The organism is Bradyrhizobium sp. USDA 241 (assembly GCF_049739505.1).
Taxonomy (GTDB): Bacteria; Pseudomonadota; Alphaproteobacteria; order Rhizobiales; family Xanthobacteraceae; genus Bradyrhizobium; species Bradyrhizobium liaoningense.
Genome location: NZ_JBMGPZ010000005.1, coordinates 670,082 through 693,169 on the forward strand (window position 1 = coordinate 670,082; position 23,088 = coordinate 693,169).

20 protein-coding genes are annotated in these 23,088 nt (G+C 64.1%); 9 read left to right on the plus strand and 11 right to left on the minus strand.

The genetic code is table 11. From position 1 onward, the window contains the following. Positions 1-184: 184 nt before the first annotated feature. Positions 185-2,869, plus strand: a complete 2,685-nt coding sequence (locus ABIF91_RS25045) for an EAL domain-containing protein (RefSeq protein ID WP_028178656.1) — start codon at positions 185-187, stop codon at positions 2,867-2,869. Between the two features lie 34 nt (positions 2,870-2,903). Beyond that, on the plus strand, positions 2,904-4,364 hold the full coding sequence (locus ABIF91_RS25050) for a glycerol-3-phosphate dehydrogenase (protein WP_284279173.1): 1,461 nt from the start codon (positions 2,904-2,906) through the stop codon (positions 4,362-4,364). Here the strand turns inward: ABIF91_RS25050 and ABIF91_RS25055 are convergent. Together ABIF91_RS25055 and ABIF91_RS25060 are read right to left on the minus strand one after the other, a co-directional pair. Then, positions 4,361-4,663: a type II toxin-antitoxin system RelE/ParE family toxin gene (locus ABIF91_RS25055; RefSeq protein WP_035670793.1), complete on the minus strand. Its 303-nt coding sequence runs from the start codon at positions 4,661-4,663 to the stop codon at positions 4,361-4,363. The two genes, ABIF91_RS25050 and ABIF91_RS25055, sit on opposite strands and share 4 nt — an antisense overlap. Further along, positions 4,660-4,890: a hypothetical protein gene (locus ABIF91_RS25060; RefSeq protein ID WP_028178654.1), complete on the minus strand. Its 231-nt coding sequence runs from the start codon at positions 4,888-4,890 to the stop codon at positions 4,660-4,662. The genes ABIF91_RS25055 and ABIF91_RS25060 overlap by 4 nt, the downstream gene beginning before the upstream one ends. Before the next feature lie 120 nt (positions 4,891-5,010). Here ABIF91_RS25060 and ABIF91_RS25065 point away from each other — a divergent pair, with 120 nt between their 5' ends. From ABIF91_RS25065 to ABIF91_RS25080, 4 genes are read left to right on the plus strand one after another with little or no spacing between them, the layout of a single operon-like run. Next, positions 5,011-6,183 carry an ABC transporter ATP-binding protein gene (locus ABIF91_RS25065; protein ID WP_028178653.1) on the plus strand — a complete coding sequence of 391 codons (1,173 nt, stop codon included), beginning with the start codon at positions 5,011-5,013 and terminating at the stop codon, positions 6,181-6,183. Continuing rightward, the gene (locus tag ABIF91_RS25070; protein WP_028178652.1) at positions 6,180-7,094 is read left to right on the plus strand and encodes an ABC transporter permease; all 915 of its coding nucleotides are present in this window, start codon (positions 6,180-6,182) and stop codon (positions 7,092-7,094) included. The genes ABIF91_RS25065 and ABIF91_RS25070 overlap by 4 nt, the downstream gene beginning before the upstream one ends. A 4-nt stretch (positions 7,095-7,098) precedes the next feature. Continuing rightward, a complete protein-coding gene (locus tag ABIF91_RS25075) occupies positions 7,099-7,911 on the plus strand; it encodes an ABC transporter permease (RefSeq protein WP_028178651.1) in 813 nt (270 codons plus the stop codon). Between the two features lie 18 nt (positions 7,912-7,929). After that, a complete protein-coding gene (locus ABIF91_RS25080) occupies positions 7,930-8,172 on the plus strand; it encodes a hypothetical protein (protein WP_155251860.1) in 243 nt (80 codons plus the stop codon). Between the two features lie 46 nt (positions 8,173-8,218). Here ABIF91_RS25080 and ABIF91_RS25085 read toward each other — a convergent pair whose 3' ends face one another. The 4 genes from ABIF91_RS25085 to ABIF91_RS25100 form a co-directional block, all read right to left on the minus strand. Further along, on the minus strand, positions 8,219-9,070 hold the full coding sequence (locus tag ABIF91_RS25085) for a carbohydrate ABC transporter permease (RefSeq protein WP_028178649.1): 852 nt from the start codon (positions 9,068-9,070) through the stop codon (positions 8,219-8,221). Next, positions 9,067-9,939 carry a carbohydrate ABC transporter permease gene (locus ABIF91_RS25090; RefSeq protein WP_028178648.1) on the minus strand — a complete coding sequence of 291 codons (873 nt, stop codon included), beginning with the start codon at positions 9,937-9,939 and terminating at the stop codon, positions 9,067-9,069. Before ABIF91_RS25090 ends, ABIF91_RS25085 begins: the two co-directional genes overlap by 4 nt. Before the next feature lie 94 nt (positions 9,940-10,033). Beyond that, a complete protein-coding gene (locus tag ABIF91_RS25095) occupies positions 10,034-11,419 on the minus strand; it encodes an ABC transporter substrate-binding protein (protein WP_284279175.1) in 1,386 nt (461 codons plus the stop codon). Positions 11,420-11,668: 249 nt separating this feature from the next. Continuing rightward, the gene (locus ABIF91_RS25100) at positions 11,669-13,597 is read right to left on the minus strand and encodes an AsmA family protein (protein ID WP_028178646.1); all 1,929 of its coding nucleotides are present in this window, start codon (positions 13,595-13,597) and stop codon (positions 11,669-11,671) included. A gap of 273 nt (positions 13,598-13,870) precedes the next feature. On the opposite strand from ABIF91_RS25100, the gene ABIF91_RS25105 reads away from it, so the two are divergent. Next, positions 13,871-14,578 (plus strand): CoA transferase subunit A, encoded by a 708-nt coding sequence (locus ABIF91_RS25105; RefSeq protein WP_028178645.1) that lies wholly within the window; start codon positions 13,871-13,873, stop codon positions 14,576-14,578. A gap of 68 nt (positions 14,579-14,646) precedes the next feature. Then, positions 14,647-15,297 carry a CoA transferase subunit B gene (locus ABIF91_RS25110; RefSeq protein ID WP_028178644.1) on the plus strand — a complete coding sequence of 217 codons (651 nt, stop codon included), beginning with the start codon at positions 14,647-14,649 and terminating at the stop codon, positions 15,295-15,297. 132 nt (positions 15,298-15,429) lie between these two features. Here ABIF91_RS25110 and ABIF91_RS25115 read toward each other — a convergent pair whose 3' ends face one another. From ABIF91_RS25115 to ABIF91_RS25125, 3 genes are all read right to left on the minus strand, one after another. Beyond that, positions 15,430-17,076, minus strand: a complete 1,647-nt coding sequence (locus ABIF91_RS25115; protein WP_028178643.1) for an ABC transporter permease — start codon at positions 17,074-17,076, stop codon at positions 15,430-15,432. A gap of 55 nt (positions 17,077-17,131) precedes the next feature. Then, positions 17,132-18,157 (minus strand): Fe(3+) ABC transporter substrate-binding protein, encoded by a 1,026-nt coding sequence (locus ABIF91_RS25120; RefSeq protein WP_028178642.1) that lies wholly within the window; start codon positions 18,155-18,157, stop codon positions 17,132-17,134. Positions 18,158-18,331: 174 nt separating this feature from the next. Then, positions 18,332-19,210, minus strand: a complete 879-nt coding sequence (locus ABIF91_RS25125) for an SUMF1/EgtB/PvdO family nonheme iron enzyme (RefSeq protein WP_028178641.1) — start codon at positions 19,208-19,210, stop codon at positions 18,332-18,334. 517 nt (positions 19,211-19,727) lie between these two features. On the opposite strand from ABIF91_RS25125, the gene ABIF91_RS25130 reads away from it, so the two are divergent. After that, positions 19,728-21,071 (plus strand): IS1380-like element ISBdi2 family transposase, encoded by a 1,344-nt coding sequence (locus ABIF91_RS25130; RefSeq protein ID WP_208086440.1) that lies wholly within the window; start codon positions 19,728-19,730, stop codon positions 21,069-21,071. A gap of 166 nt (positions 21,072-21,237) precedes the next feature. On the opposite strand, the gene nirK is transcribed toward ABIF91_RS25130, so the two are convergent. After that, on the minus strand, positions 21,238-22,335 hold the full coding sequence (gene nirK, locus ABIF91_RS25135; protein WP_028178640.1) for a copper-containing nitrite reductase: 1,098 nt from the start codon (positions 22,333-22,335) through the stop codon (positions 21,238-21,240). A 494-nt stretch (positions 22,336-22,829) separates the two neighbouring features. Further along, positions 22,830-23,030, minus strand: coding sequence for a hypothetical protein (locus ABIF91_RS25140; protein ID WP_028178639.1), 201 nt, complete (start codon positions 23,028-23,030; stop codon positions 22,830-22,832). Positions 23,031-23,088: the final 58 nt, after the last annotated feature.

Sequence of the window (23,088 nt, forward strand, 5' to 3'; positions counted from 1 at the left end):
CTGGAAGTGCCGGTGGCATTGGAGCCGAGGACGAGGGCGCGGGCCCGTTTTCCATTAAGCAAGCATTTATCATGTCAGGGCAATTGCCGCATTTCGCGTCACATTTTTCTGTCGCGCCTACAGGCGTTTACCCGATCCAAACCCGCGAGGCCAGACAATCCGACGTTGAAATCGCGGGTGGCTGATGGCTGAGAAGAACTGGCACGCGGGCAGCACGCTTCCGATTGCTGTGCAGGCCGTCGCATGCTTGGCCGGTGCGGTCACGCCTGCGCGTGCCTTTGCGCTGTCGGACAGCTTTGCAGCTCCGGGCGATCTCACCAAGCTTGATCCCAGCGTGATCTGGGAAGCCCTGATTGCGGGCATCGTCGTGTGCTCGCTCCTCGCCGCGATCGCGCTGTGGATCCATTCCTCGCTGCGCCGGACCAGACGTTTGCAGTTGCGGCGCAACGCCTTCGTCTCCTCCGCCATGAACAATCTCAATCAGGGCGTGGTGATGACGGATGCGCAGCGCCGCGTCATCTTCTGCAATGACCGCTATCTTGAGATCTATGGCCTGACGCGGTCGGATGTCCGGGCTGGCATGAACGGCCGCGAGCTCCTCGCGCTTCGGCGCAAGCGCGGGGTGCTGGGCGCCTCCGACGACGAATTTTACGACAAGGCAGCAAGCGCCAATGGTCTGATCACGGAACTGCCCGACGGGCGGGCCATCCTGGTGAAGTACTTCGTGCTGCCGAACGGCGGCTCGGTGGCGACGCATCTCGATGTCAGCGAGCAGCGCAGGCTGTCGCGGCAGCTCGCCTCCACCAAGCAATTCCTGGAATCGGTGCTGGACCATGTGCCGGCCTGCGTGGCAGCCAAGAGCATCGAGGACGGTTGCTACATCTTTGCCAACAGCGCCTATGAGCGGTTCTGGGGATTGTCGCGGGACTTCGCCGTCGGCAGGAAAGCGCGGGAGCTGTTTGCGCCGAGTTCGGCGTCCAGCATCGAGGCGGCCGACCGGGCGGCGCTCAATTCGCCGGACGGCCAATACCGCAATGAGTTCGAAGTCGACCGTGCCGGTGCGCGGCGCATGGTGGCCTCGATCCGGATCGTGGTCCGCAACGAGAGCAACAAGCCCGAATTTCTGCTCATCGTGTTCGAGGACATCACCGATCGCCGCTCGCTGTCGCAGGAGCTGGAGAGCACCAAGAAGTTCCTCGAGCTCGTGGTCGACAACATCCCGGTCGCGCTGATCGTGGAACAGGTCAAGGACGGCAGCTATCTGCTCGCCAACCGCAGCGCGGAGACGATCCTCAACCGCAGGCGCGAGGAAACCACCGGCCTGACGGCTTCCGACATTTTCAATCCCAAGGAAGCCAGGCTGATCATCGCCCGCGACGAGGCCGCGATCAAGAAACGCGGGATGATCACCGAGGAGCATCCGATCTCCACCAAGGACGGCCTGCGGCTGTTTCTCACCCGCCGCGCCACCGTGCTCAATGATGCCGGCGAACCGCAATACCTGATCAAGACCCACGAGGACGTCACCGACCGCCGGCAGACCGAGTCGCGCATGGCGCACATGGCCTATCATGACGGCCTGACCGACCTGCCGAACCGCGCCGCCTTCCTCCAGGCGCTGACCCAGATGATCGAGGCCTGCGAAGGCACCGGCGAGGAATTCGCCGTGCTCTGCGTCGACCTCGACGGGCTCAAGGAGGTCAACGACGTCTTCGGCCATGCGCTGGGCGACAAGCTCCTGATCGAGGTGGCCCATCGGCTCCAGGACTCCGCGCGCGGTGGCGTGGTGGCGCGCCTGTCCGGCGACGAGTTCGGCCTGATCATCGACGGCAAGCAGCCCGAGACGGGCCTCGCACTGGCGCGGCAGATCGGCGAGGCCGTCGCCCGGGAATTCCAGATCGACGGCCGGCCGGTCCGCGCCGGCATCACCACCGGCATGTCGGTCTTCCCGCACAATGGCACCGATGGCGCCTCGCTGCTCGCCAATGCGGGCGCGGCGCTGTTCCGCGCCAAGCAGAAGTCGCGCGGCACGATCAGCCTCTACCAGCCGGAGATGGACCAGCAGATCCGTGATCGCCGCGTGCTGCATCAGGACCTCTCGATGGCGGTCAAGAACGGCGAGCTCTCGCTCGCCTTCCAGCCGCAGGGGATCGCGGGCCACAGCGTCGCCGAGAGCGAGATCATCGGCTTCGAGGCATTGGCGCGCTGGCAGCATCCGGTGCGCGGCCAGGTTTCGCCCGCCGAATTCATTCCGATCGCCGAGGAGAGCGGCCTGATCGTCGAGATGGGCGAGTGGATCCTGCGCGAGGCCTGCCGCGAGGCGGCGTCCTGGCCGAAGCCGCTCCAGGTCGCAGTCAATCTGTCGCCGGCGCAGTTCATGCACGGTGACGTGGTCGGACTGGTCCATTCGATCCTGATCGAGACGGGCCTTGCACCGGGCCGGCTCGAGCTCGAGATCACCGAGGGCGTGCTGATCGAGGATTTCGATCGCGGCCTTGCGCTGCTGCGCCGTCTGAAGGCGCTTGGCGTGCGCATCTCCATGGACGATTTCGGCAGCGGCTACTCCTCGCTGAGCTACCTCCAGGCGTTCCCGTTCGACAAGATCAAGATCGACCGCGCCTTCATCATCAATCTCGGCCGCAATCCGCAATCGGCGGCGATCGTGCGCGCGGTGATCGATCTCGGCCACGGCCTCGAAATGTCGATCATCGCCGAAGGCGTCGAGACGGTGGACCAGCTCGCCTTCCTCGCCAGCGAGGGATGCGATGGCGTGCAGGGCTATCTGCTCGGCAAGCCGCTGCCGATCGGGAAATATGCTGGCCTCGTCGGTCGCGCCGAAGCCATGGAGCTTGCGCTGAAGACCGGTTAGTTATGGGAGTGCTTCGCTCCCATTCGACGGCTTCATGGCGGATTATGACCTCGCGATCATCGGCGGCGGCCTGAACGGTGTCAGCCTCGCCCGCGATGCGGCGGGCCGCGGTCTCCGGGTTATCCTCTTCGAGCAGGGCGATCTCGCAGGCGCCGCGTCGTCGGCGACGCCGAGGCTGATCCATGGCGATCTCTCGGTGCTGGAGCGCCGCGGTTTTTGGCGGGTGCGCCGGGCCCTGGCCGAGCGCCGGATCTGGCTCCGGATCGCGCCGCATCTGGTCCGGCCGATGCGTTTCGTGATTCCTGCGCATGCGGACGAGCGGCCACCGTGGCTGCTGCGGGGCGGTCTGTTCCTCTATGACAGCCTCGCCAGCCGGAGCGGCCTGGCCCCATCGAAGACCCTCGACATCACCCACCATCCGGTCGGCAACGCGCTAAGGCGCCCATTCGGCACGGCGTTCGAATATTCGGACTGCGTCGTCGACGATTCCCGCCTCGTGGTGCTCACGGCGCTGGACGCGGCCGAACGTGGCGCGGCGATCCGAACCGGGGCACGCTGCGTCCGTGCCGATAGAACCGAGACCTGGCGGCTTGCGGTGGTTGATCGTGGCCACCGCCGCACGATCACGGCTCGGGCCCTGGCCAACGCCAGCGGGGCCTGGACGCCATTGGTTGCGGAGACCGTGCTGCGGCAACCGCAGCCCGCCATGGCCGCCACACAGATGAGCCAGATCATCGTGCCGCGGCTGTTCGATTCGGACAACGTCTACGTCTTCCAGAACAACGACGGGCGGTTGATCTTCGCAAGCCCGTTCGAGCGGGAGTTCACGCTGATCGGCACCCTCACGCATGATTTCACCGGCGATCCCGCCATCGTCGCGATGACCGGGACCGACGTCAGCTATCTCTGCGAAGCGGCCAGCCGCTACTTCCGCGAGCGCATCGCTCCGGCCGACGTGGTCCGGACGGTTTCGGGCGTCAATTTGAGGCCGCCGTCGGCGCGAGGAGGTGACGGCACGACCCTGTTCCACGCGCGCCGGCGCAAGGCGCCGCTGCTCACGATGTTCAGCGGCGACGTCACCACCTCGCGCCTGCGCGCGGAGCGTGCGGTGACGAAGCTGACGCCGTTCTATCCGATGTCGCCGCCCTGGACCGCGGGCGCAGCGCTGCCCGGCGGGGACTTTGCCTGGGATCGCTTCGACACCGAGGTCGATCACGCGCGGGACCGCTGGCGGTTTTTCTCGGAGCCCGAAGCTCAGCGCCTGGTTGCGGCCTATGGCTCGCGATTGCCGGCGGTGCTCGGGGACGCCAAGACCCGCGACGATCTCGGCCCTGCCTTCGGCCCCGAGCTGACCGGCGCCGAGGTGCGTTACCTGATGAGCCGCGAATGGGCGCGCTTCCCAGACGATGTCCTGTGGCGTCGTTCCAAGCTCGGCCTGACCATGCCCGCGGCGGACCGCGACGCGCTGGCCGCGTTCATGGCAAGTGCCAGCTAGACGGAGTCGCGTTTGCCTGGCATTCCGCCGGGATCGCGAGCGCCATGACGGATGGCGTGGATGATGATCTCCTGGCTCCCAATCTCATAGAATACGAGAAACGGGTAGGGTGTTGTGGTCAGTCTTCTGATGTCCGGATCGTCAGTCCGCAGACCGATCTCGGGATATGCTAGCAACAGCCCGATCACGTCCTGAATGCGCTTGTGGACGCGGGCGGCTCCGTACGGAGACGCTTCTGCAATATGGGTCAGAATGGAATCGAGATCGGCGAGCGCCGGAAGTGTGTAGCGAATATTCACAAGCCGTGTTTGGCCCAAGTCGCTCGGACTTGAGCCTCGGTTGCGAATTCGCCTTGCGCAGCTGCCTCCTTGGACGCGGCAATCGCTGACCTCTCATCATCCGAGAGGATGACGGGATAGGCTGCTTCTGCGCCGCTGAGCTGCAGCACGATCCGAGCAATGTCGTCCTGCGCGTCGGCCGGCAGACTGCGTGCGATTTCCAGGGCCTGATCGAGCAACTTGGTCATGTCCGTATCATACGCCCTTTGGTGCCCGTCATGAAGCCCAATTTGGGACGATCCTTCGAACTGGTTGAGCTAGGGACGATCGGCCGCTAGCGTGCGGCGGAATCGGGGTTGGCAGGGACCATGACGGACGAGTTGCCCAGAACAGACACCGCGGCCAATGCGGCCGGTGGAGATCCGTATCCCGTGGCGGGGCAGCCGTTGCTGCGCATCGAGGGCGTCACCAGGACGTTCGGGACATTCCGCGCCGTCGACGGCGTCTCACTCGACATCAAGGCCGGCGAGTTCTTCGCGCTGCTCGGTCCCAGCGGCTGCGGCAAGACCACGCTCTTGCGCATGCTTGCCGGCTTCGAGGCGCCGGACGGGGGACGCATCCTGCTCGGCGGCAAGGACATCGCGCAGGCGCTGCCGCACGAGCGCCCGATCAACATGATGTTCCAGAACTACGCGCTGTTCCCGCATCTGTCGGTGCGAGACAACATCGCCTTCGGCCTGAAGCGCGCCGGCATGCCGCGCGCCGAGATCGCCACCCGCGTGGCCGAGATGGTCGCACTGGTGAAGCTCGAAGGGCTCGAGAAGCGCAAGCCGGATCAACTCTCGGGCGGCCAGCGCCAGCGCGTGGCGCTGGCCCGCGCGCTGGCGCGCCGGCCGCAACTGCTGCTGCTCGACGAGCCGCTCGCAGCCCTCGACAAGAAGCTGCGCGAGAGCACGCAAGGCGAGTTGATGGAGCTGCAGCGGCGGCTCGGCATGACTTTCATCATCGTCACCCACGATCAGGAGGAGGCGATGACGATGGCGAGCCGGATCGGCGTGATGAAGGCCGGCAAGCTCGCTCAGGTCGCGAGCCCGCGCGAGCTCTACGAGGCGCCGCGCTCGCGCTGGATCGCGGAGTTCGTCGGCGACATCAATCTGTTCGACGGCGAGTCCAAATTGCGCGATGGTCATCGTCTGGTCATCGGCACGCGTGATGCGGGTGCGCTGGTGGTGGCCGAGCCGCGCGAGCCGATTGGCGCGGGAAAATTGGCGGTCGCGATCCGCCCCGAAAAAGTCAAGCTGTCGCGCCGCGGTCCCGTGAGCGAGGCGGGTCGTGAAACGGCGATCAACCGGCTGGACGGTGTGATTGCGGACATCTGCTATCTCGGCGGCACCACGACTTACAAGGTGAAGCTCGACACCGGCGGGATGGTGCAGGCTTCGGTCGTCAACAGCGCACGCATCGACGTCGACGCCTACAGCCTGAACCAGCACGTCGTCGCCTGGTTCACGCCCGACGATTGCGTGGTGCTGCCGTCATGAGCTCCCGCCGCATCTTCGCGCGACCGGCGCGCTTTGCCGCGATCGCACCCTATGTCTGGATGGTGCTGTTCTTCCTGGTGCCCTTCGCCTTCGTGCTCAAGATCAGCCTGTCGCAGACGGCGATCGCACAGCCGCCCTACGATCCGGTCTTCGACCTGACGGCGGGATGGGACGCGCTCAGAGGCGCCTTTGCCGCACTCTCGGCCGACAATTTCAAGCTGCTCGTCTCCGACGACATCTATGTGTTTGCCTATATGCGCAGCCTCACCGTCGCGATGACCGCGACTGCGCTGCTGCTTCTGATCGGCTATCCCATCGCCTATGGCATGGCGCGATTGCCGAAGCGCTGGCAGGCGGTGGCGATGGTGCTGGTGATCGTGCCGTTCTGGACCTCGTTCCTGATCCGCATCTATGCCTGGATCAACATCCTCCAGCACGACGGCCTGCTCAACCAGATCCTGCTGGCGCTGCATCTGGTCAGCCAGCCCGTGGTGTGGCTCTCCACCGACACCGCGATGTATATCGGCATCGTCTACTCCTACTTGCCGTTCATGATCCTGCCGCTGTACGCCACGCTCGCCAAAATGGAGCCGGCGCTGGAGGAGGCGGCCTCCGATCTCGGCGCGCCGCCCTGGCAGGTGTTCTGGCTCGTCATCTTCCCGTTGTCGCTGCCCGGCGTCGGCGCCGGCGTGCTGCTGTGCTTCATCCCGATCGTCGGCGAATTCGTCATCCCGGACCTTCTGGCCGGCTCCAATGCGCTGATGATCGGCCAGACCCTGTGGCTGGAATTCTTCACCAACAAGGACTGGCCGGTTGCATCCGCGGCGGCCATCGTGCTGCTGCTGCTGCTGCTGGTGCCGCTGCTGCTGTACGAACGGCTGCAGAAGCGGCAGCTCGAACACCGGCGGTGAGGCGATGCGCAACGTCTCCCGCCTGTCCCGCTTCAACATCGCCTCGCTGGCGCTGGGACTGGCATTCCTCTATTTGCCGATCCTGATCCTCGTCATCTATTCCTTCAACGACTCGCGCCTGGTGACGGTGTGGGGGGGCTGGTCGCTGCGCTGGTACCACGAGTTCTTCAATGACCGCGCCATGATCGAGGCGGCCTGGATGAGCGTGCGGGTCGCGGTTGCCTCCGCGACGATCGCGACGCTGCTCGGGACGCTCGCCGCGGTGGCGCTGTCGCGCGGCGAGAGGTTCCGCGGCCGCACGCTGTTCTCCGGCATGCTCTATGCGCCGCTGGTGATGCCGGAGGTGATCACCGGATTGTCGCTGCTGCTGCTGTTCGTCGCCCTGAACGCCGAGCGCGGCTTCTGGACCGTGACGATCGCCCATACCACGCTGACGATGTGCTTCGTTGCCGTGGTGGTGCAGTCCCGCCTCGGCTCGCTCGATCGTTCGCTTGAGGAGGCCGCGATGGACCTTGGCTGCGACCCGGTTCGTGCCTTTCTTTCGGTAACATTGCCGCTGATCGCGCCCGCGATCGTCGCGGGCTGGATGCTGGCGTTCACGCTCTCGCTGGACGATCTCGTGATCGCGAGCTTCACCACCGGCCCCGGCTCGGCAACGCTGCCGATCAGGATCTACTCGGAGGTGCGTCTCGGGGTGAAGCCGGAGATCAACGCGATCTGCACGCTGGTGATCGCCCTGATCGCGGTCGTCATCGTCATCGCCTCGCTCGCCTCGAAGCTGTCGAGCTCGCAGGGCGAGAGCGCGGCGCCGTTGTAGTGTTATCGGAGCGCAACGATGAATCGTGCCGAAGAATGGCGTAAACTGGAAGAGGCTCTGACAAACTTCGTAGGCTCGATGTCGTCTCAACTCTCTATCAGAGACTGCGCGCTACTGGCGGAGTTTATCGACAATCGAGAATTTGGTGTCGCGCTGGAATGGCTGCACTCTTCAGTCGTGGAAAATCGTCTCCAGCCCTCAGCGAGCCAGAAACTTGAGGTTCAACGATTGGCGAAGATGATGGACATCGACCTGCCGTAGCGGTTGCTACGACAGGTATGTGGAATGACGTACGGCGAGATCGAGACTACGACTTCACCGCACCCGCCGTGAGCCCGCCCACCATGTAGCGGCGGAAGGCGTAGTAGACCGCGGCCGGCGGCAGCGCGTAGATGAAGCCGGTGGTCATGAGGAGCTCCCACGGCGAATCGTCGGCGGCGAGGAAGTTGCCGAGCGCGACGGGGAGGGTGATCTCGCGGTCGTTCGAGAGCAGCAGGAACGCGTAGAGATATTCGTTCCAGGCCAGCAGCACGGCATAGGTGCCGATCGCGACCAGCGAGGGCATCATCAGCGGCAAATAGACCAGGCGGAAGATCTGCAGCGTGGTCGCGCCGTCCATCACGGCGGCCTCGTCCAACTCGACCGGCAGCTTGTCGGAGGCCTGCTTCAGCACCCAGATCGCGTAGGGGCTCGCGATCGTCACCATGGCCAGGATCAGCGACCAGTGATTGTTGAGCAGGCCGTAATTGCCCATGGTGCGGTACATCGGCACGGCAAGGAACGCCGCGGGGATGAAATAAGTGAAGAGCGCGAGGTTCAACACCGTGCGCCCGCCCGGCACCTTCAGCCGCGAGATCGAGAACGCCGCCGCAGTCGCGATGAACAATGTCAGCACGCCGACGGAGACCGCGATCACGGTCGAGTTCCAGAACTGGATGTAGAAGTCGCGCAGGAAGTAATGCTGCTGCTTGAACACGATCTCGAAATTGTGCAGCGTCGGGTGATCCGGCCACAGCTTGCCAGAGAACGCGTCCTCCTTCGGGGAGATCGCGAACAGGAACATGTGATAGATCGGGATCATCGTCCACAGGAAGACGGGGATGCCGATCAGCAGCAGCCGCGCTTCGGTTCCGACTTCGCGCAAGGAGGGGAGCTTCATCGCGACAACCGTTTCATCATGAAGTACACGAGCGGCAGGACGAACGGCATCGCGCAGACGATCGATGCCATGGCCAGCGAGAGCTGGTCGAGCCGGAGATAGCGGATGCCGAGCGTCGCCAGCACGTGCGTGAGGTCGGCCGGGCCGCCGCCGGTGAGCAGGTAGACGCTGTTGAAATCGCCGAGCGTCCAGATCATCGAGAGCAGAGTGCAGGTGACGTAGAGCGTCTGCATCGACGGCCAGGTGATGTAGCGGAATTTCTGCCACCAGCTCGCGCCGTCGACCTCGGCGGCCTCGAACAAATCGTGCGAGATCGCGAGGCGGCCGGTGATCAGGATCAGCGTCCAGAACGGCAGCGACTTCCAGATGTGCACGGCGATCGCCATGGTCAGCGCCACCGTCGGATCGTTCAGCCAGTTCGGGCCGTCATCGCCGGTCAAGGCGAAGATGTAGTGGTTGATCATGCCCCATTCGGGATTGAGCATGAAGCGCACCGACAGGATGGTCGGGATCGACGGCACCGCCCAGGGCAGGATGAAGATCACCGAGAGCCATTTGATCCAGGTGCGCTGCTGGGCGAAGAAGCCGGACAGGAACAGCGCGATCAGCATCTTGATGTTGATGCCGATGACCAGGAAGATCAGCGTGTTGACCGCGGCGCGCGCGAAGATCGGATCGTTGTAGAGCGCCACATAATTCGACGGGGCCCGCGCCAGCCACAACCCGTAGCAGACGGGATAGACGACGAAGGCAAGGAAAACGAGCAGATAGGGCGCGAGCAGCACGATGCCCCAGACCTGCGCCGGGGTCAGCCGCGACGACAAGGGCGGGCCGGGGATTGCCTGATCGCCAGAGAGCGTGATCGCCATTCTTTTCGGACTCTTCAAAGAGAAGCCGGCCGCGAAACGCGGCCGGTATTGTTCTTACTCCTCTCCCCGCACAGCGGGGAGAGGGAAGGTTGGCTCAACCCGCGACCTGCTTGATGCGGGCGATCAGTTCGTCGACGGCCTTGTCGACCGGAACCTTCTCGCTGACGACGCGGTTCATCGCCTTTGCCCACACGTTCTCGTTGTTGAGGATCGTGAACTTCCAGTTCTTGGTGAAATCGAACGCGGCGGTGCCGCCCTTGAACTGCGCGTAGACGGCCTTGCGGTGCTTGTCAGCCTGCCAGAACGGGCTTTCCTGGCTTTCCTTGGTCACCGGGAACCAGCGGCCGAGCGCGCCTTCGATATAGGGACGGACGTTATCTTCCTGGAGCAGGAAGCTGATGAACTGCTTGGCCTCGGCCTTGTTCTTGGCCGCGGTGAACACCAGTCCGGTCTTGACGTCGGAGCGGTAGCGGATGGTCGAACCATCCGGCGCCTTCGGGAAGGACGCCGTGATGATGTCTTGCTCATAGGCCTTCTTGCCGGCGTCGCGCTGTTCCTGGGTAAGGGCCTGGTTCTGCGAGTCCTCGAACCACTTCGCCGCGATCGAGATCGTGAAGTTGTGGGTCATCACGATGGTCTTGTTGTGGAACGCGACGTTGTTGTCGGGATCCTTCCAGGTGGTCGAGGAGGGCGGGGTGCAGCCCTTGATGTAGGTGTCGGTATAGTCCTTCAACGCCTTGATCAGGCCGTCGCGCACCTTCGGGTCGTCGACCAGCAACTTGCCGTCGTCGTCCACCAGCTTGACGTGGTAGGCATCCATGAAGGTGTAGAACGACTGGAAGGAGTCAGTGGATTCCACGCCCATCGGCTGGCCGACGGCGTAGATGCGCTGGCCGGTGGCCTTGCGGATCGCCGGCTGCACCTTGTCGCACCAGAACGTCCAATAGCCCGTCCAGTCGTTCGGGATGTCGCTCTGCTTGAAGCCGGCCTTCTCCAGCATGTCGTTCCAGATCTGGACGTGCATGCTCTGCTGCTTCAGCGGGAAGCCGTAATAGGCCTTCTTCTTGGCGACATCGTTGTAGAGGATCGACGCATCGAGCGTGTTCTGCACGAACCGGCCCTTGATCGGCTCCATGACATCCGTGAGGTCCTCGAGCTTGCCTTCATAGGCCCACTTGCCCTGCGCCTGCACGTCATAGGAGTCGGAATAGGCGACATCGGGAACCGTGCCGGCATCGAGCGCTGCGACCGTCTTCGGAATCATGTCCTGGATCGCGTATTGCGACAATTCGACCTTGATGCCGGTCTTGGCTTCGAATTTCTTGATCGTCTCGATCAGCGCGTCGTCTTCGGAGCGATAGAAGCCCTTGCCCCACCAGACCGTGATCGTCTTCTGCTGTGCAAAGGCGGGTGCAGTGGCAGCAAAAAGCCCGGCCGCAGCGATTGCCAATGATACTGCGCCAATTACCTTGGATCTCACGTTTTTCTCCCTCAAACGGCCGGTGTTTTAACCGGTCATATAAACACTAGCGCAGGATGGTAGCGCAATCAACGCATCTTGTCAGACCTGGGTCGTGGGGTGTTGGGCCAGAGCAGATGCTCAACGCGTGGATCGATCCAATCGCCGCATCAATTCGGCCGGATCAACTCGCGATGGTCGGCCAACACCGGAGAGGCGCGGTCCTCAGTTGAAATTCACCTGAATCGGACGTCAGCTTAGTTGGACTTGTTAGTTGGACTTGGCGGTCTCTTTAGAATTTTCCGCCGTCGGCGCTTCCGTCGGCGCGGGACGCTTTCCGCTTCCCGTGATGCGCTCGATCGCGGAGCGCACGGCATCGCCTCCCTTGCGGTCCTTCAGCATGTCAAGCAGCGGCGCGGAGGCCGGCGAGCGGCGGATCAGGCTTTCCGGATCAGGGAAGATCAGCGGATCGTCCCAGGGGCCCTGCACCACGAACGGCAATTCGAATCCCGAGGCGCTGTTGAGGCTCGCCACGCCCTTCATGTCGTATTCACGCGTCGGCACCGAGGCGGTGCCGGTGAGCGTGATCTTCGCCGCCGGCCCTTCGACGCGGATGTCCTCGGCGGTGGCGATGCCATCGGAGAATTTCACGGCGATGGTGAGATTGGTGTAGGGCGTCGAGCCGTTGCGGAAATTGCCGCCGCCCGACAGCGGCCGCCGCTCCAGTCGCTTCAGGAGCTGCTCGGCGTTGAAGCCTGCGATCGCACCGTCATGACCGGTCACGGTGGCACTTCCGTCGAGTGACTGCACGAGGCCGAACGGGCTCGATCCGGAGGCGAGAAGCGAGACGTTGATGTTGCCGCGGCCGGACAGCTTGTTGAGGCCGAACAGCTCGGTGGCGCAGGCCTGGAGATCGACGTCGGTGAACTGGAATTGCGCCTTGATGTCGGCGACGGTGTCGGACCGGGCGATGCCGAACGAGCCCTTTGCGATCCCGCCATAGACCTGCGCCTCGCCGACCGAGAGCGCCAGCGTGCCGTTGCGTAAATTGGCGCCGATCGCGGTGCGGCCGAGCTTCGTCGGCCCGACCGTCAGCTTGGCCGCGGACAGGCGCATGTCGAGGTCGGTGGTCGACAATCCGTTGAGATCGAACAGCTGCCGGTTCCAGTCGCGCGCGCCGCTCGCGAGCAGGCGGAACGTCGAGATATAAGGCGTGAAGTCGAGCGCATCGGCGGCGAGCGTTGCCTGCAGCGTCTGCCGGCCGTTATTGGCGTAGGTCATGACGCCCTCGGCGGCGTTGCCGTCCAGCTCGACATTGACATTGGTGAGCGCGATCGAGGCGCCGACGACGTTGGCGCGCGCCTTCAGCGCGAAGCGGCCGAAGCCGCCGCTGCCGGGCTGCGGCTGCCCGGTCCAGCGCAGCGCGTTGCGCAAGGACGGGCTGTCGACGGTGAGCGTGCCTTCCATCATGGGGCTGGTGCGATTGGCGACGCTGCCGTCGAAGGCGAGCTTGAGCGGCGCGCTGGCGATTCGCGCCTTCAGGCCGGACCGGTCACCGGAGAGGGCAGCGACGAAATCGGAAAAGCTGATCGAGCCGTCAACACGCTCGCCGCGCCAGTCGAACTGTCCGGTCGCGGCAAAGGAACGAGAGATCGAAGGCCAGGCCAGCGACAGGTCGATGTCCTCGAGCTTCTCGGTGGCGCGCGTGGCGGCGTCCTCGTAGTCGAGCACGCCGTCCTGGATCCGGATTTCGGAGAACGAGACCTGGTTCTCGGCCCCGGGCTTCATGGTACGCGCGATGGTCTGGATGAAGGGCGTCCAGTTGCTCTCGCCGTCCGGCTTGAGGCTGACATGGATGCGCGGACGAAGCAGCATCAGGTCGGCGATCTCGAACCGCTGCAGCAGCAGCGGCAGCAGCCGCAGATTTGCGGTGAGCACGTCGACCTGGAGCGCTGGCGTGCTGGTGCCGCCGCCCTTGAGGCCGACGTCGTGGAAGGAGATGTAGCTCGCCGGCAGCACCGAAATGTCGATGCTCCCTGCGACATTGAGCTCCAGCCCGGTGACGTCGCGGATCTGTGCTTCGACCGCCTTGCGCAGCGCGTCGCGGTTGATGAGCCAGGAGGTCGCGATCAGGGCGATCAGCGCGACGCCGAGCAGCGCCGCGATCGGCGTCCCGAGGCGCTTCATTCCTTGGGCCATGGTCAATGGCAATGTCCTGATCGGGTTGGTCGTTGGAGCCAGAGGGCGGGCCGGGAAACCTGCGCGCCCACACCCAACCCCCGCAACTTGATGGGTTTTCTTGACGCTTTCAAGGCCGCTGCACGGTTATGCCCACGGCGTGGGCAGCTTCTACCACCCGGCGGCGCAGCGGAGAACCCCGTATCATTGACGGCTTCGGACGATTTCGCCTAGTAATCGCCGCCAATAAGGCGCGACGGCCAGCAAGCCGAAGGTTCAGTCGAGGTTTTTTGCATGAACAAGGTCTATCCCGACGCCAAGTCGGCGCTCGACGGCATTCTGAAAGACAACATGATGATCATGTCGGGCGGCTTCGGCCTCTGCGGCATTGCCGAGGAGCTGTCGGACGCGATCCGGGAGTCCGGTGTCAAGGGCCTGACGGTGGTCTCCAACAATGCCGGCGTCGACGGCATCGGCCTCAGCCGCCTGCTCGAAACCCGTCAGATCAAGAAGATGATCTCGTCCTATGTCGGCGAGAACAAGCTGTTCGCCCAGCAATTCCTCGCCGGGGAGCTGGAACTCGAATTCAATCCGCAGGGCACGCTGGCCGAGCGCATCCGCGCGGGCGGCGCCGGCATCCCGGCCTTCTACACCAAGACCGGCGTCGGCACGCTGATCGCCGAAGGCAAAGAAGTGAAGGAATTCGACGGCGAGAAGTACCTGATGGAGCGCGGCCTGTTCGCCGACCTCGCCATCGTGCACGCCTGGAAGGGCGACACCGCCGGCAACCTCATCTACCGCAAGACCGCGCGCAATTTTAACCCGATGATGGCGACCGCCGCGAAGATCACGGTGGCCGAGGTCGAGCATCTGGTTCCGGCCGGTGAACTCAATCCCGACCACATTCACACGCCCGGCATCTTCGTGAAGCGCATCGTCGAGGTCGGCACGGCCAAGAAGCGCATCGAATTCCGCAACACCCGCCCGCGCCCGAGCGCATGATCCGGAAAAGTGGACACCGGTTTTCCGATCAGATCATGCGCCACTAAAGAATCGACAGGAGCACAACGATGGCCTGGACCCGTGAACAGATGGCCGCGCGCGCCGCGAAGGAGTTGCGCGACGGCTATTACGTCAATCTCGGCATCGGCATCCCGACGCTGGTCTCGAACTATATCCCGGACGGCATGGACGTCAGCCTGCAGAGCGAGAACGGCATGCTCGGCATGGGCCCGTTCCCGTATGAGGGCGAGGAAGACGCCGATCTCATCAACGCCGGCAAGCAGACCGTGAGCGAGCTGCCCTCGACCTCGTACTTCTCGAGCGCGGATTCCTTCGGCATGATCCGCGGCGGCCACATGGACCTGTCGATCCTCGGCGCCATGCAGGTGGCCCAGAACGGCGATCTTGCCAACTGGATGATCCCCGGCAAGATGGTCAAGGGCATGGGCGGCGCGATGGATCTCGTCGCCGGCGTCAAGCGCGTCATCGTGGTGATGGAGCATTCGGCCAAGGACGGCCCGAAGCTCTTGAAACAGTGCAATCTGCCGCTGACCGGCGAGCGCGTGGTCGACATGGTCGTCACTGATCTGGCCGTCTTCACCATCGACAAGCATGGCAATGGCGGCATGGCGCTGATCGAGCTCGCCGACGGCGTTTCGCTCGACGAGGTCAAGTCCAAGACCGAAGCGGAATTCCGCGTCGCGCTGAAGAACACGTAGGCGGGAAACGCTGGGGGCGCGCAACACAATACGGTCTGCGCGTCCTTACGATTTTGGTTCAGCGATCAGGTCGGGCGATGACAACTCGATTGGACGAAGCACCACGGGTGCTCGGACGATGTGCCCACGCCTTCAGGCGGGACCGCTCGGCACCTCGGAGAACCGGGTCAACCAGACAACCGGGCCGATGCTGGCGGCGATGATCAGGAGGGCCGCGAGCGCGCCGTCCTCGAAATTGCCGCGGCTTGCGAACTGGTAGATAGACGTCGACAGCGTTTCGACGTTGAGGGGCCGCAAGAGCAGCGTTGCCGGGAGCTCCTTCAGGCAGTCGACGAACATGATGATGACGGCGCCAAGCATCGCGGGCCGGAGCAACGGCAGATAGATCTGCCTCAACATGACCGCCTGGCCCGCGCCGACCGTCCGCGCGCTCTCGTCATAGTCGCGCGGAATGCTGTCGAACCCGGCCTTGATCATGCCGACCGGCACCGCCAGAAAGCGAATCGTGTAGGCGATGACGACGGCCGTCCCGGAGCCGACCAGGATCAGCCCGGGCAGCGAACGTCCCGTCCAGGCAGCGACCGCACTCAGCGCGTTGTCGACCGCCAGTACGGGGGTCAGCAGGCCGAGGGCAATCACGAGACCCGGCAGCGCGTAGCCGGTTTGCGCGATGCTCATCGCCACATATCGCAGAGGATCGGGCCGAAAGCGGTGCGCGATCGTCGTGGCGAGCGCAAGCATCAGCGCCATGAGCGTCGCGAGCGCTGCATAGGCAAACGAATGGAAGGTGTGGCGCCACAGGAGCGGGTCGAAATTTGCAAGCAGTCCGCGACCGAGAGCCTGATGCGCCAGATAGAACAGCGGCACGACGAAGCCGATCAGCACCGGCAGCACGCAGACCGCGAACGCGATCCACGCTCTTGCGCCCGAAAGCGGGGTTCGCTGCCTCACATGCGGGCTTTCGGCCGAGAATTCGGCGTTGGCGTTGCGACGGCCGTAACGCTCCATCGCGATCAGGCCGGCGACGATCGCAAGCATCAGGCATGCGAGTTGCGCCGCACCGGCGAGGCTGCCGCGGTTGAGCCAGGTGGTGAAGATCGAGACCGTCAGCGTGCGGATGCCGAGATATTCGCTGGCGCCGATGTCGTTGAGCGTTTCCAGCGCGACCAGCGCCACGCCGACCGCGAGCGCCGGCCGCGCCATCGGCAGTGAAACGCGCCAGAAAACGGTCCATCGGCCGGCCCCCAGCGTCCTAGCCGCCTCGGCGAATTCGGCGGACTGAACCTGAAACGTCGCGCGCGCCGACAGATAGACGTAAGGATAGAGCACGAGCCCGATCACGAAGATGGCGCCCGGCAGCGAGCGCAGGTTGGGCAGATGGCCGAGGGCATCGCGCAACGGCAGCCAGATTGCGAGGGTGCGGTGCACCAGGCCGAGCGGTTCGAACAGGTCGGCATAGACGTAAGCCGCAAGATAGGTCGGAATCGCCAGCGGCAGCGGCATCAGCCACAGGAGCATGCCCCGGCCGGGAAAATCGTGGCGCGATATCACCCATGCAGTGCCGGCGCCGATCAGAAGTGTGAGCGCGCCGACCCCGACGAGCAGAAGCGCGGTGTCCAGGAGGGCGGGCGGCAGCACGTAGTTGATCAGGTCGTGCCACACATCGGGCGCCGGCTGCAGAGCCAGCGAAACGATCGAGATCACGGGCGCCGCGACCAGGATCGCGGTTGCGATCGCGATTGCGGTCGCGGCGCGCCCGGCGTGGGCGCGGCCTCTCAAACGAGGCCGTGCGCCCGAAGCTTCTGCCAGTTTGAGAGACGAGGGCCGCCAGAGATCAGTTGTCAAAGCCGACCTTGTCCACCAGCGAGGCCGCAGCCTTGCGGTTGGCGGCGATCTTTGCGATCGGCAACGGATCTGGGCCGAGCTTGCCGTAGCCCGCGATGGTGGAGTTGATGGCGACACCGGTGCGAACCGGGTATTCGTAATTCTGGTCGGCATACATCTGCTGCGCCTGCTCGCTGACGAGCCACTCGATCAGCTTGATGCCGTTGGCCTTGTTGGGCGCGTGCTTGGCGAGCAGCACGCCGGAGAGGTTGACGTGGGTGCCACCGCCCTCGAAGGTCGGCAGGATGACGCGGGTCGCCTCCGCCCACGGTTTCTTCTCGGGATCGTTGTTGATCATCAGCGCCCAGTAGTAGGTGTTGCCGATGCCGATGTCGCACTTGCCGGCGGCAACGTCACGGGCGGCTTCGCGATCGCCGCCCGACGGCTTCTGCGCGAGATTGGCCTTCACGCCGCGCAGCCATTCCTCGGCCTTGGCCTCACCGTACTTGGCCGTGTAGGCCGCGAACAGGGCGTTGTTGTAGATGTGCTGGCCCGAGCGAATGCAGATCTTGCCCTTCCACTTGGGATCGGCGAGCTCCTCATAGGTGATCTTGTCCTGCTTGACGCGATCCTTCGAGGCATAGATCACGCGCGCGCGCATGGAGATGCCGGCCCAGTGTCCGTCCGGATCGCGATATTGCGCCGGCACGACCTTGTCGACCACCTCCGACTTGATCGGCTGGGTGACGCCGGCCTGCACGGCCTCGTCGATGCGGCCGATGTCCACCGTCAGCAGCACGTCGGCCGGGCTGTTGGCGCCTTCCGCCTTCATGCGCTGCTCCAGACCGGAGCTTGCAGAGACGACATTGACCTTGATGCCTGTATCCTTGCTGAAGGCGTCGAACAGCGGTTGGATCAGCTTGGTCTCGCGATAGGTATAGACGTTGACCTCGCCATTGGCGGCTGCCTTCGACACGAAGGACGAGGTCAGGCTCAACACCGCCGCGGACGCGGCGAGGACGCGAAGATTGATCATAAGGGCTGCTCCAGGCGCGCGATTGAACGCCGATTGAGTAGCGCAGGCGATGCGGCAACGTCAGCGACGCGATGTCGCGAGGGCCATGACTTAGAGGGATTCCAATATTGCTTTTAGATCGATTCTAATTAGTGGATTGAGACGTTGACGGGAAAGCGATGCGCGCCGCTATGATTATGATCTTGCCGGCCACGTCTTGCTCAGGCGCTGCGACACGCTGACCAGCCATGACGTCTCCTCGCGCACCAGGCGGAAGCCGAGATTGGCGGGCGGCACGCCTTGGGCGCAGCCGCCGGCGCGGGCGTCGCGGATGAAATCGGTAACATAGGCGCGGTGGGCGCCTTCGGCGATACGCACCCCGCAGTTCACGGTCGGGCGGCCGACATTTCCGGCCTCGTCGACGCGCGAGCGCACGAAGCAGCTCGAGGTCCACTCCCAGACGTTGCCGGCGAGATCTTCGACGCCGTGCTCGTTCGGGCCGAACTTGCCGAACGGATGGGCCGTGGTGTCGGTGACGTCGCGTTCGGATTCTCGCTCATAGCGGCTGATCCAGCGCTTCGAAGGGTCGCTTGCATCGACCGGCACACCATCATCCCTGAACCTGGAGCCGGCGGCAAACGCCCATTCCTCGTCGCTCGGCAGGCGGTAATGCCGGCCGGTCTTGCGCGACAGCCAGCCTGCATAGGCCTCGGCATCGTGCCAGCTCACCCGCACCGCGGGGCGATCGGGGGCGATCGCCACGTCGCGATCGAGCGCGCGGCAGGCGCTCTCCTGCACGCAAAGTCGATAGTCGGATGAGGAGACCTGATTTCGCATGATGCGCAGCGGCCGGTCCATCCGCAGGGTGCGCAGCGGCGCTTCCGCCTGCTGGCCGCCGCGGGTGAAATCGCCGGCTTCGCGATAGGAGAAGCTGCCGGCAGCGACCTCGACCATGGCCGGTTCGCCTCCCGCATTATGCGTCGCCATCCCGGAAACCAGAGGCGCAACGGCCAGCGGCCCCACAAGCCCGGCCGCGCAGGCGAGCACCAGTTTGAGCTTGAATGCGATCAGCATGATGATCCCCCCGAAGGAAGAAGGGGCCGGTGATCAATCACCGGCCCCTTGTCGCGTCTAGCCCGTCTTATTCGCGAGAGGGCGCCTGAGAGGCTGGCGAGCGTGGTGTAAAGCGCTGATGCGGCGTAGGATTCGGTTGCGAAGCCACCCCATCACCTTCAACCGCGAACGCCACGCCCGCCATGACCGATGATACGATTTCAGACCACTATCGAGAAGCAAGAATTCAACACAAATAAAACCTCTGCCTCGCGCTCGATCTCTTCATGCTTGATAGTCTCGTTTCGGAGGCTGAGCACCTACCGCGTCTAATAGGCCGCTCGCGCCGGTTTCTTTGGACGCGGCACGACCGCGACTCCACGTTTCGGCACAGAAATGATCGGGAGTCACTCAATCTTTCTTCAACTTAACCCGTCTTATTCGTAAGAGTGCGCCTGAGGGGTAAAGCGCTGATGCGGCGTAGGATTCGGTTGCGAAGCCAACCCCATCACCTCCAACCGCGAACGCCACGCCCGCCATGACCGACGATACGATTCCGCCCTTCTCGTTTCCAGCCGTTCACGCCAAGAAAGTCACAGCTGCCTTCGATGGTGGGCGCCTAACCTCGAACGGGGGCGTGATGCTTCTGGCGATGGCCGAGCGGCGTCTCGGTTTGGCCAACAATCTGGCCCGGGTGTTCCCGGATCGGCGCGATCCGACGCGGGTCGTGCACAGCCTGGTCGATATGTTCCGCGCTCGCATGTTCGCGATCTGCTGCGGCTACGAGGACGCCGACGACCTCGATCATCTGAGGTCCGATCCGGCATTCAAACTGGCCTGCGGTCGCCTACCGGACACGGGCCGGGATTTGTGTTCCCAGCCGACGCTGTCGCGGCTGGAGAATGCTCCGCGCCTGCGCGACGTGATCCGGCTGACCTACACTTTGGTCGACGCATGGATGGATAGCTACCCGCGCGAGCCGGCATCCGTCACGCTCGACATCGATGATACCTGCGACGTCGTCCACGGCCATCAGCAGCTCTCGCTGTTCAACGCTCATTATGACGAACGCTGCTTCCTGCCGATCCACGTCTACGACACGGAGAAGAGCCGGCCCGTGGCCGTCGTGCTGCGGCCCGGCAAGACGCCGGGCGGCGTCGAGGTGCGTGCCCATCTGCGCCGCCTGGTACGGCATATCCGGACGCGATGGCACAACACGCAAATTACGTTCCGTGGCGACGGGCACTATGCCCGGCCGGAGGCAATGGCGTGGTGCGAGACTAACGGCATCGACTACATCTTCGGTCTGTCCGGCACCAAGCCTCTCGCCAGAAAAGTCGACGAGGTCGCCGACGACATCCGCACGCGACGCGCCATCGAGAACCTGCCGGTTCTGCGTGGCTATACCGAGACGCGCCACAAGGCAAAGTCCTGGGATCGCGAACGGCGCACTGTCGCCCGTATTGAGGCGACGATGCTCGGCCTCGACATCCGCTTCGTCGTCACCAGCCTCGATGTCGGCTCGGCCGAGTGGATCTACGACAGCCTGTATTGCGCGCGCGGCCAAGCCGAGAATCTGATCAAGCTGCATAAGACGCAGCTCGCCTCCGATCGCACCAGCTGCCGTTCGGCGCTCGCCAACCAGGTCCGTCTCGTGCTCCATACGGCCGCTTATTGGCTGATGCTGACCGTGCGCGACGCCATTCCCAAAGCCCGGGAATTGGCCGCTGCCGAGTTCGCGACGCTGCGTCTTCGGCTCTTGAAAATCGCCGCCCGTGTCGTCGAGACCACGAGCCGCATTCGCCTTGCGTTTGCCGCGGCATGTCCCGAAGCCGACCTGATCTGCGGCTTGCCCGGCGCGCTGCTGCCGCTCGGTCCTTGACCGGCGGGGCGTCCGCCCCCGTTCGCCCAACCCATCCCTCAAGCGCGTTGCAAAGTACCGGTCGTCAGGCGGCGAAAAGCCGAAGGCAATCCTGTGCGCCTCGTCAGACAAGATGTGCGGCCGCATCAATCGGGCCCAAAAGCCGCACTCTCACGAATAGGACGGGCTAGTTGGTGCTGGCAGGCGGTATTTCGGCAGGGGCCTTCACCTGGGTCATCAGATCGTCGTTCCACTTGCCTTCGACCTTGAAGTGCGCGGTGGCGCCGAGATTGGCCGCCTCGATCAGATTGTGCGTGACATAGGCGTAGATGCCGGGCTGCTGGAATTTGTACAGCGCCGCTCCCGCCGACCCGCCGCGGATGAACCAGGTCTCGAGCCCGACCTCCGGTGCATTGCCGAACTTGCCGGTCTCCCAGACATAATCGCCATGGCCGCCGATCAGATGCGGACGGCTGTCGCGGTTGGCCTGCGAATGCACGATCAGAACGTTCTCCCCGACCTTGGCGGTGAGCGCGTTCTTGCCGGTGAGCGCGCCGACCTTGCCGTTGAAGACGACATGGGTGGGGATCAGCTTGTTCATCACCTCTTCGGTCTCGGTGAAGGCTTCGCCGGGCGATTCGTAGGACTTGAAGTTGCCCTTCTCGTCGCGCGGCACGTACATGTCCTGCTCGCCGATATAGTAGACCTTGTCGTATTTCAGCGCTCGGCCCTTGCCGTCGCTCAGCCCGTCGCGCGGCAGCACCATCACGGCGCCGTTCATGCCGGAGACGACGTGCCAGGGGATCATCGGGCCGCCCGGTGCGCAGTGATAGACGAACACGCCCGTCTTGGTCGCCTTCCAGCGCAGTATGACCTGTTCGCCGGGGTTGATGAGCGTGAGTTCGCCGCCGCCGAGCGCGCCGGTCGCGGAATGGAAGTCGATGTTGTGCGGCATGGTGTTGGTGGCGGGATTGACCAGCGTCAGCTCGACATAGTCACCCTCGTGCACGACCATGAGCGGTCCCGGCATCGAGCCGTTGAACGTCATTGCCTGGAAGGTGGTGCCCTTGTCGTCAATGACGACTTTCTTCTCCTGAACCGTCAGCTTGAATTCGACGATCTTGGGCCCCTGCGTCGTGGCCTGCTCGTGCGCGTGCACGAAGGGCGGAGCGACCAGCTCTACCTTCTGACGCGGCAGCTTGAGATCGCTGGCGGCGAAAGCCGGGGTCGCCAGCATCAGGGCGGTCGCGGCGGCGCTGATCAATGCGGCTCTGCGGGTGAACATCGGAAGCATCCTTCATCTGAAAAGGTTTTGATGACGAAATGCAGTGTGCGCCGATCGCGGCAAGCGTGTTTGCGCTGCGACAAGCTCCTGCCGGATTCACCTCCGCAACAGTACTTAGGTGCTCGGCGGAGCAGGATCGGTGATGCCATTTCGATCGCATCCGAAGACGTGATGCGATGCGGATGTCGGGGCGAGCGACCAGCGGCCGGATAGCGGTGCGGACATTCCGACACGCTGTTGCGCGTTGTCGACGTGATCGGCCTTTGCGGTAACTGGCGCCACGGATTGGCGAGCGTGACCGCAACCGCATCGGCGCTCAGTGGCAACTCGTTCGCATCTTCAGGTTGGATTGCGATCTCGGCAGGACCGGCGCGCCCGGCAGGGACGTTGGCTATGGCCGGTCGTATCGGCGGCGAAGGCAGGCGAGGTCAGGAGGTCCGCACCGGCAAATGCGCGCCTGGATGAGATCTTGATCGAAGCCTTCGAAGAGGCGGCTAGAGGAGAGATATGGCAAGCCCGACCGTTCCCCAGATCGCCAGCGACAGCACGACGAAGACGGCAATTGCTGCAGCCAGGGCGCGCACCACGCCGCCGGCGGCTGGTGTGGCCGGAGCCGGCCGGAAGTCGTCGAAACGCGGGATATGGCCGCGGACGTCGAGCAGGGAGAGAATGAGTTCGAGTGCAAGAAGCCTCATGGCTAGCGCTCCGGATGGCCAAGCGAAGTGCCCTCATCATGGCCGGGAACCGGTCGCC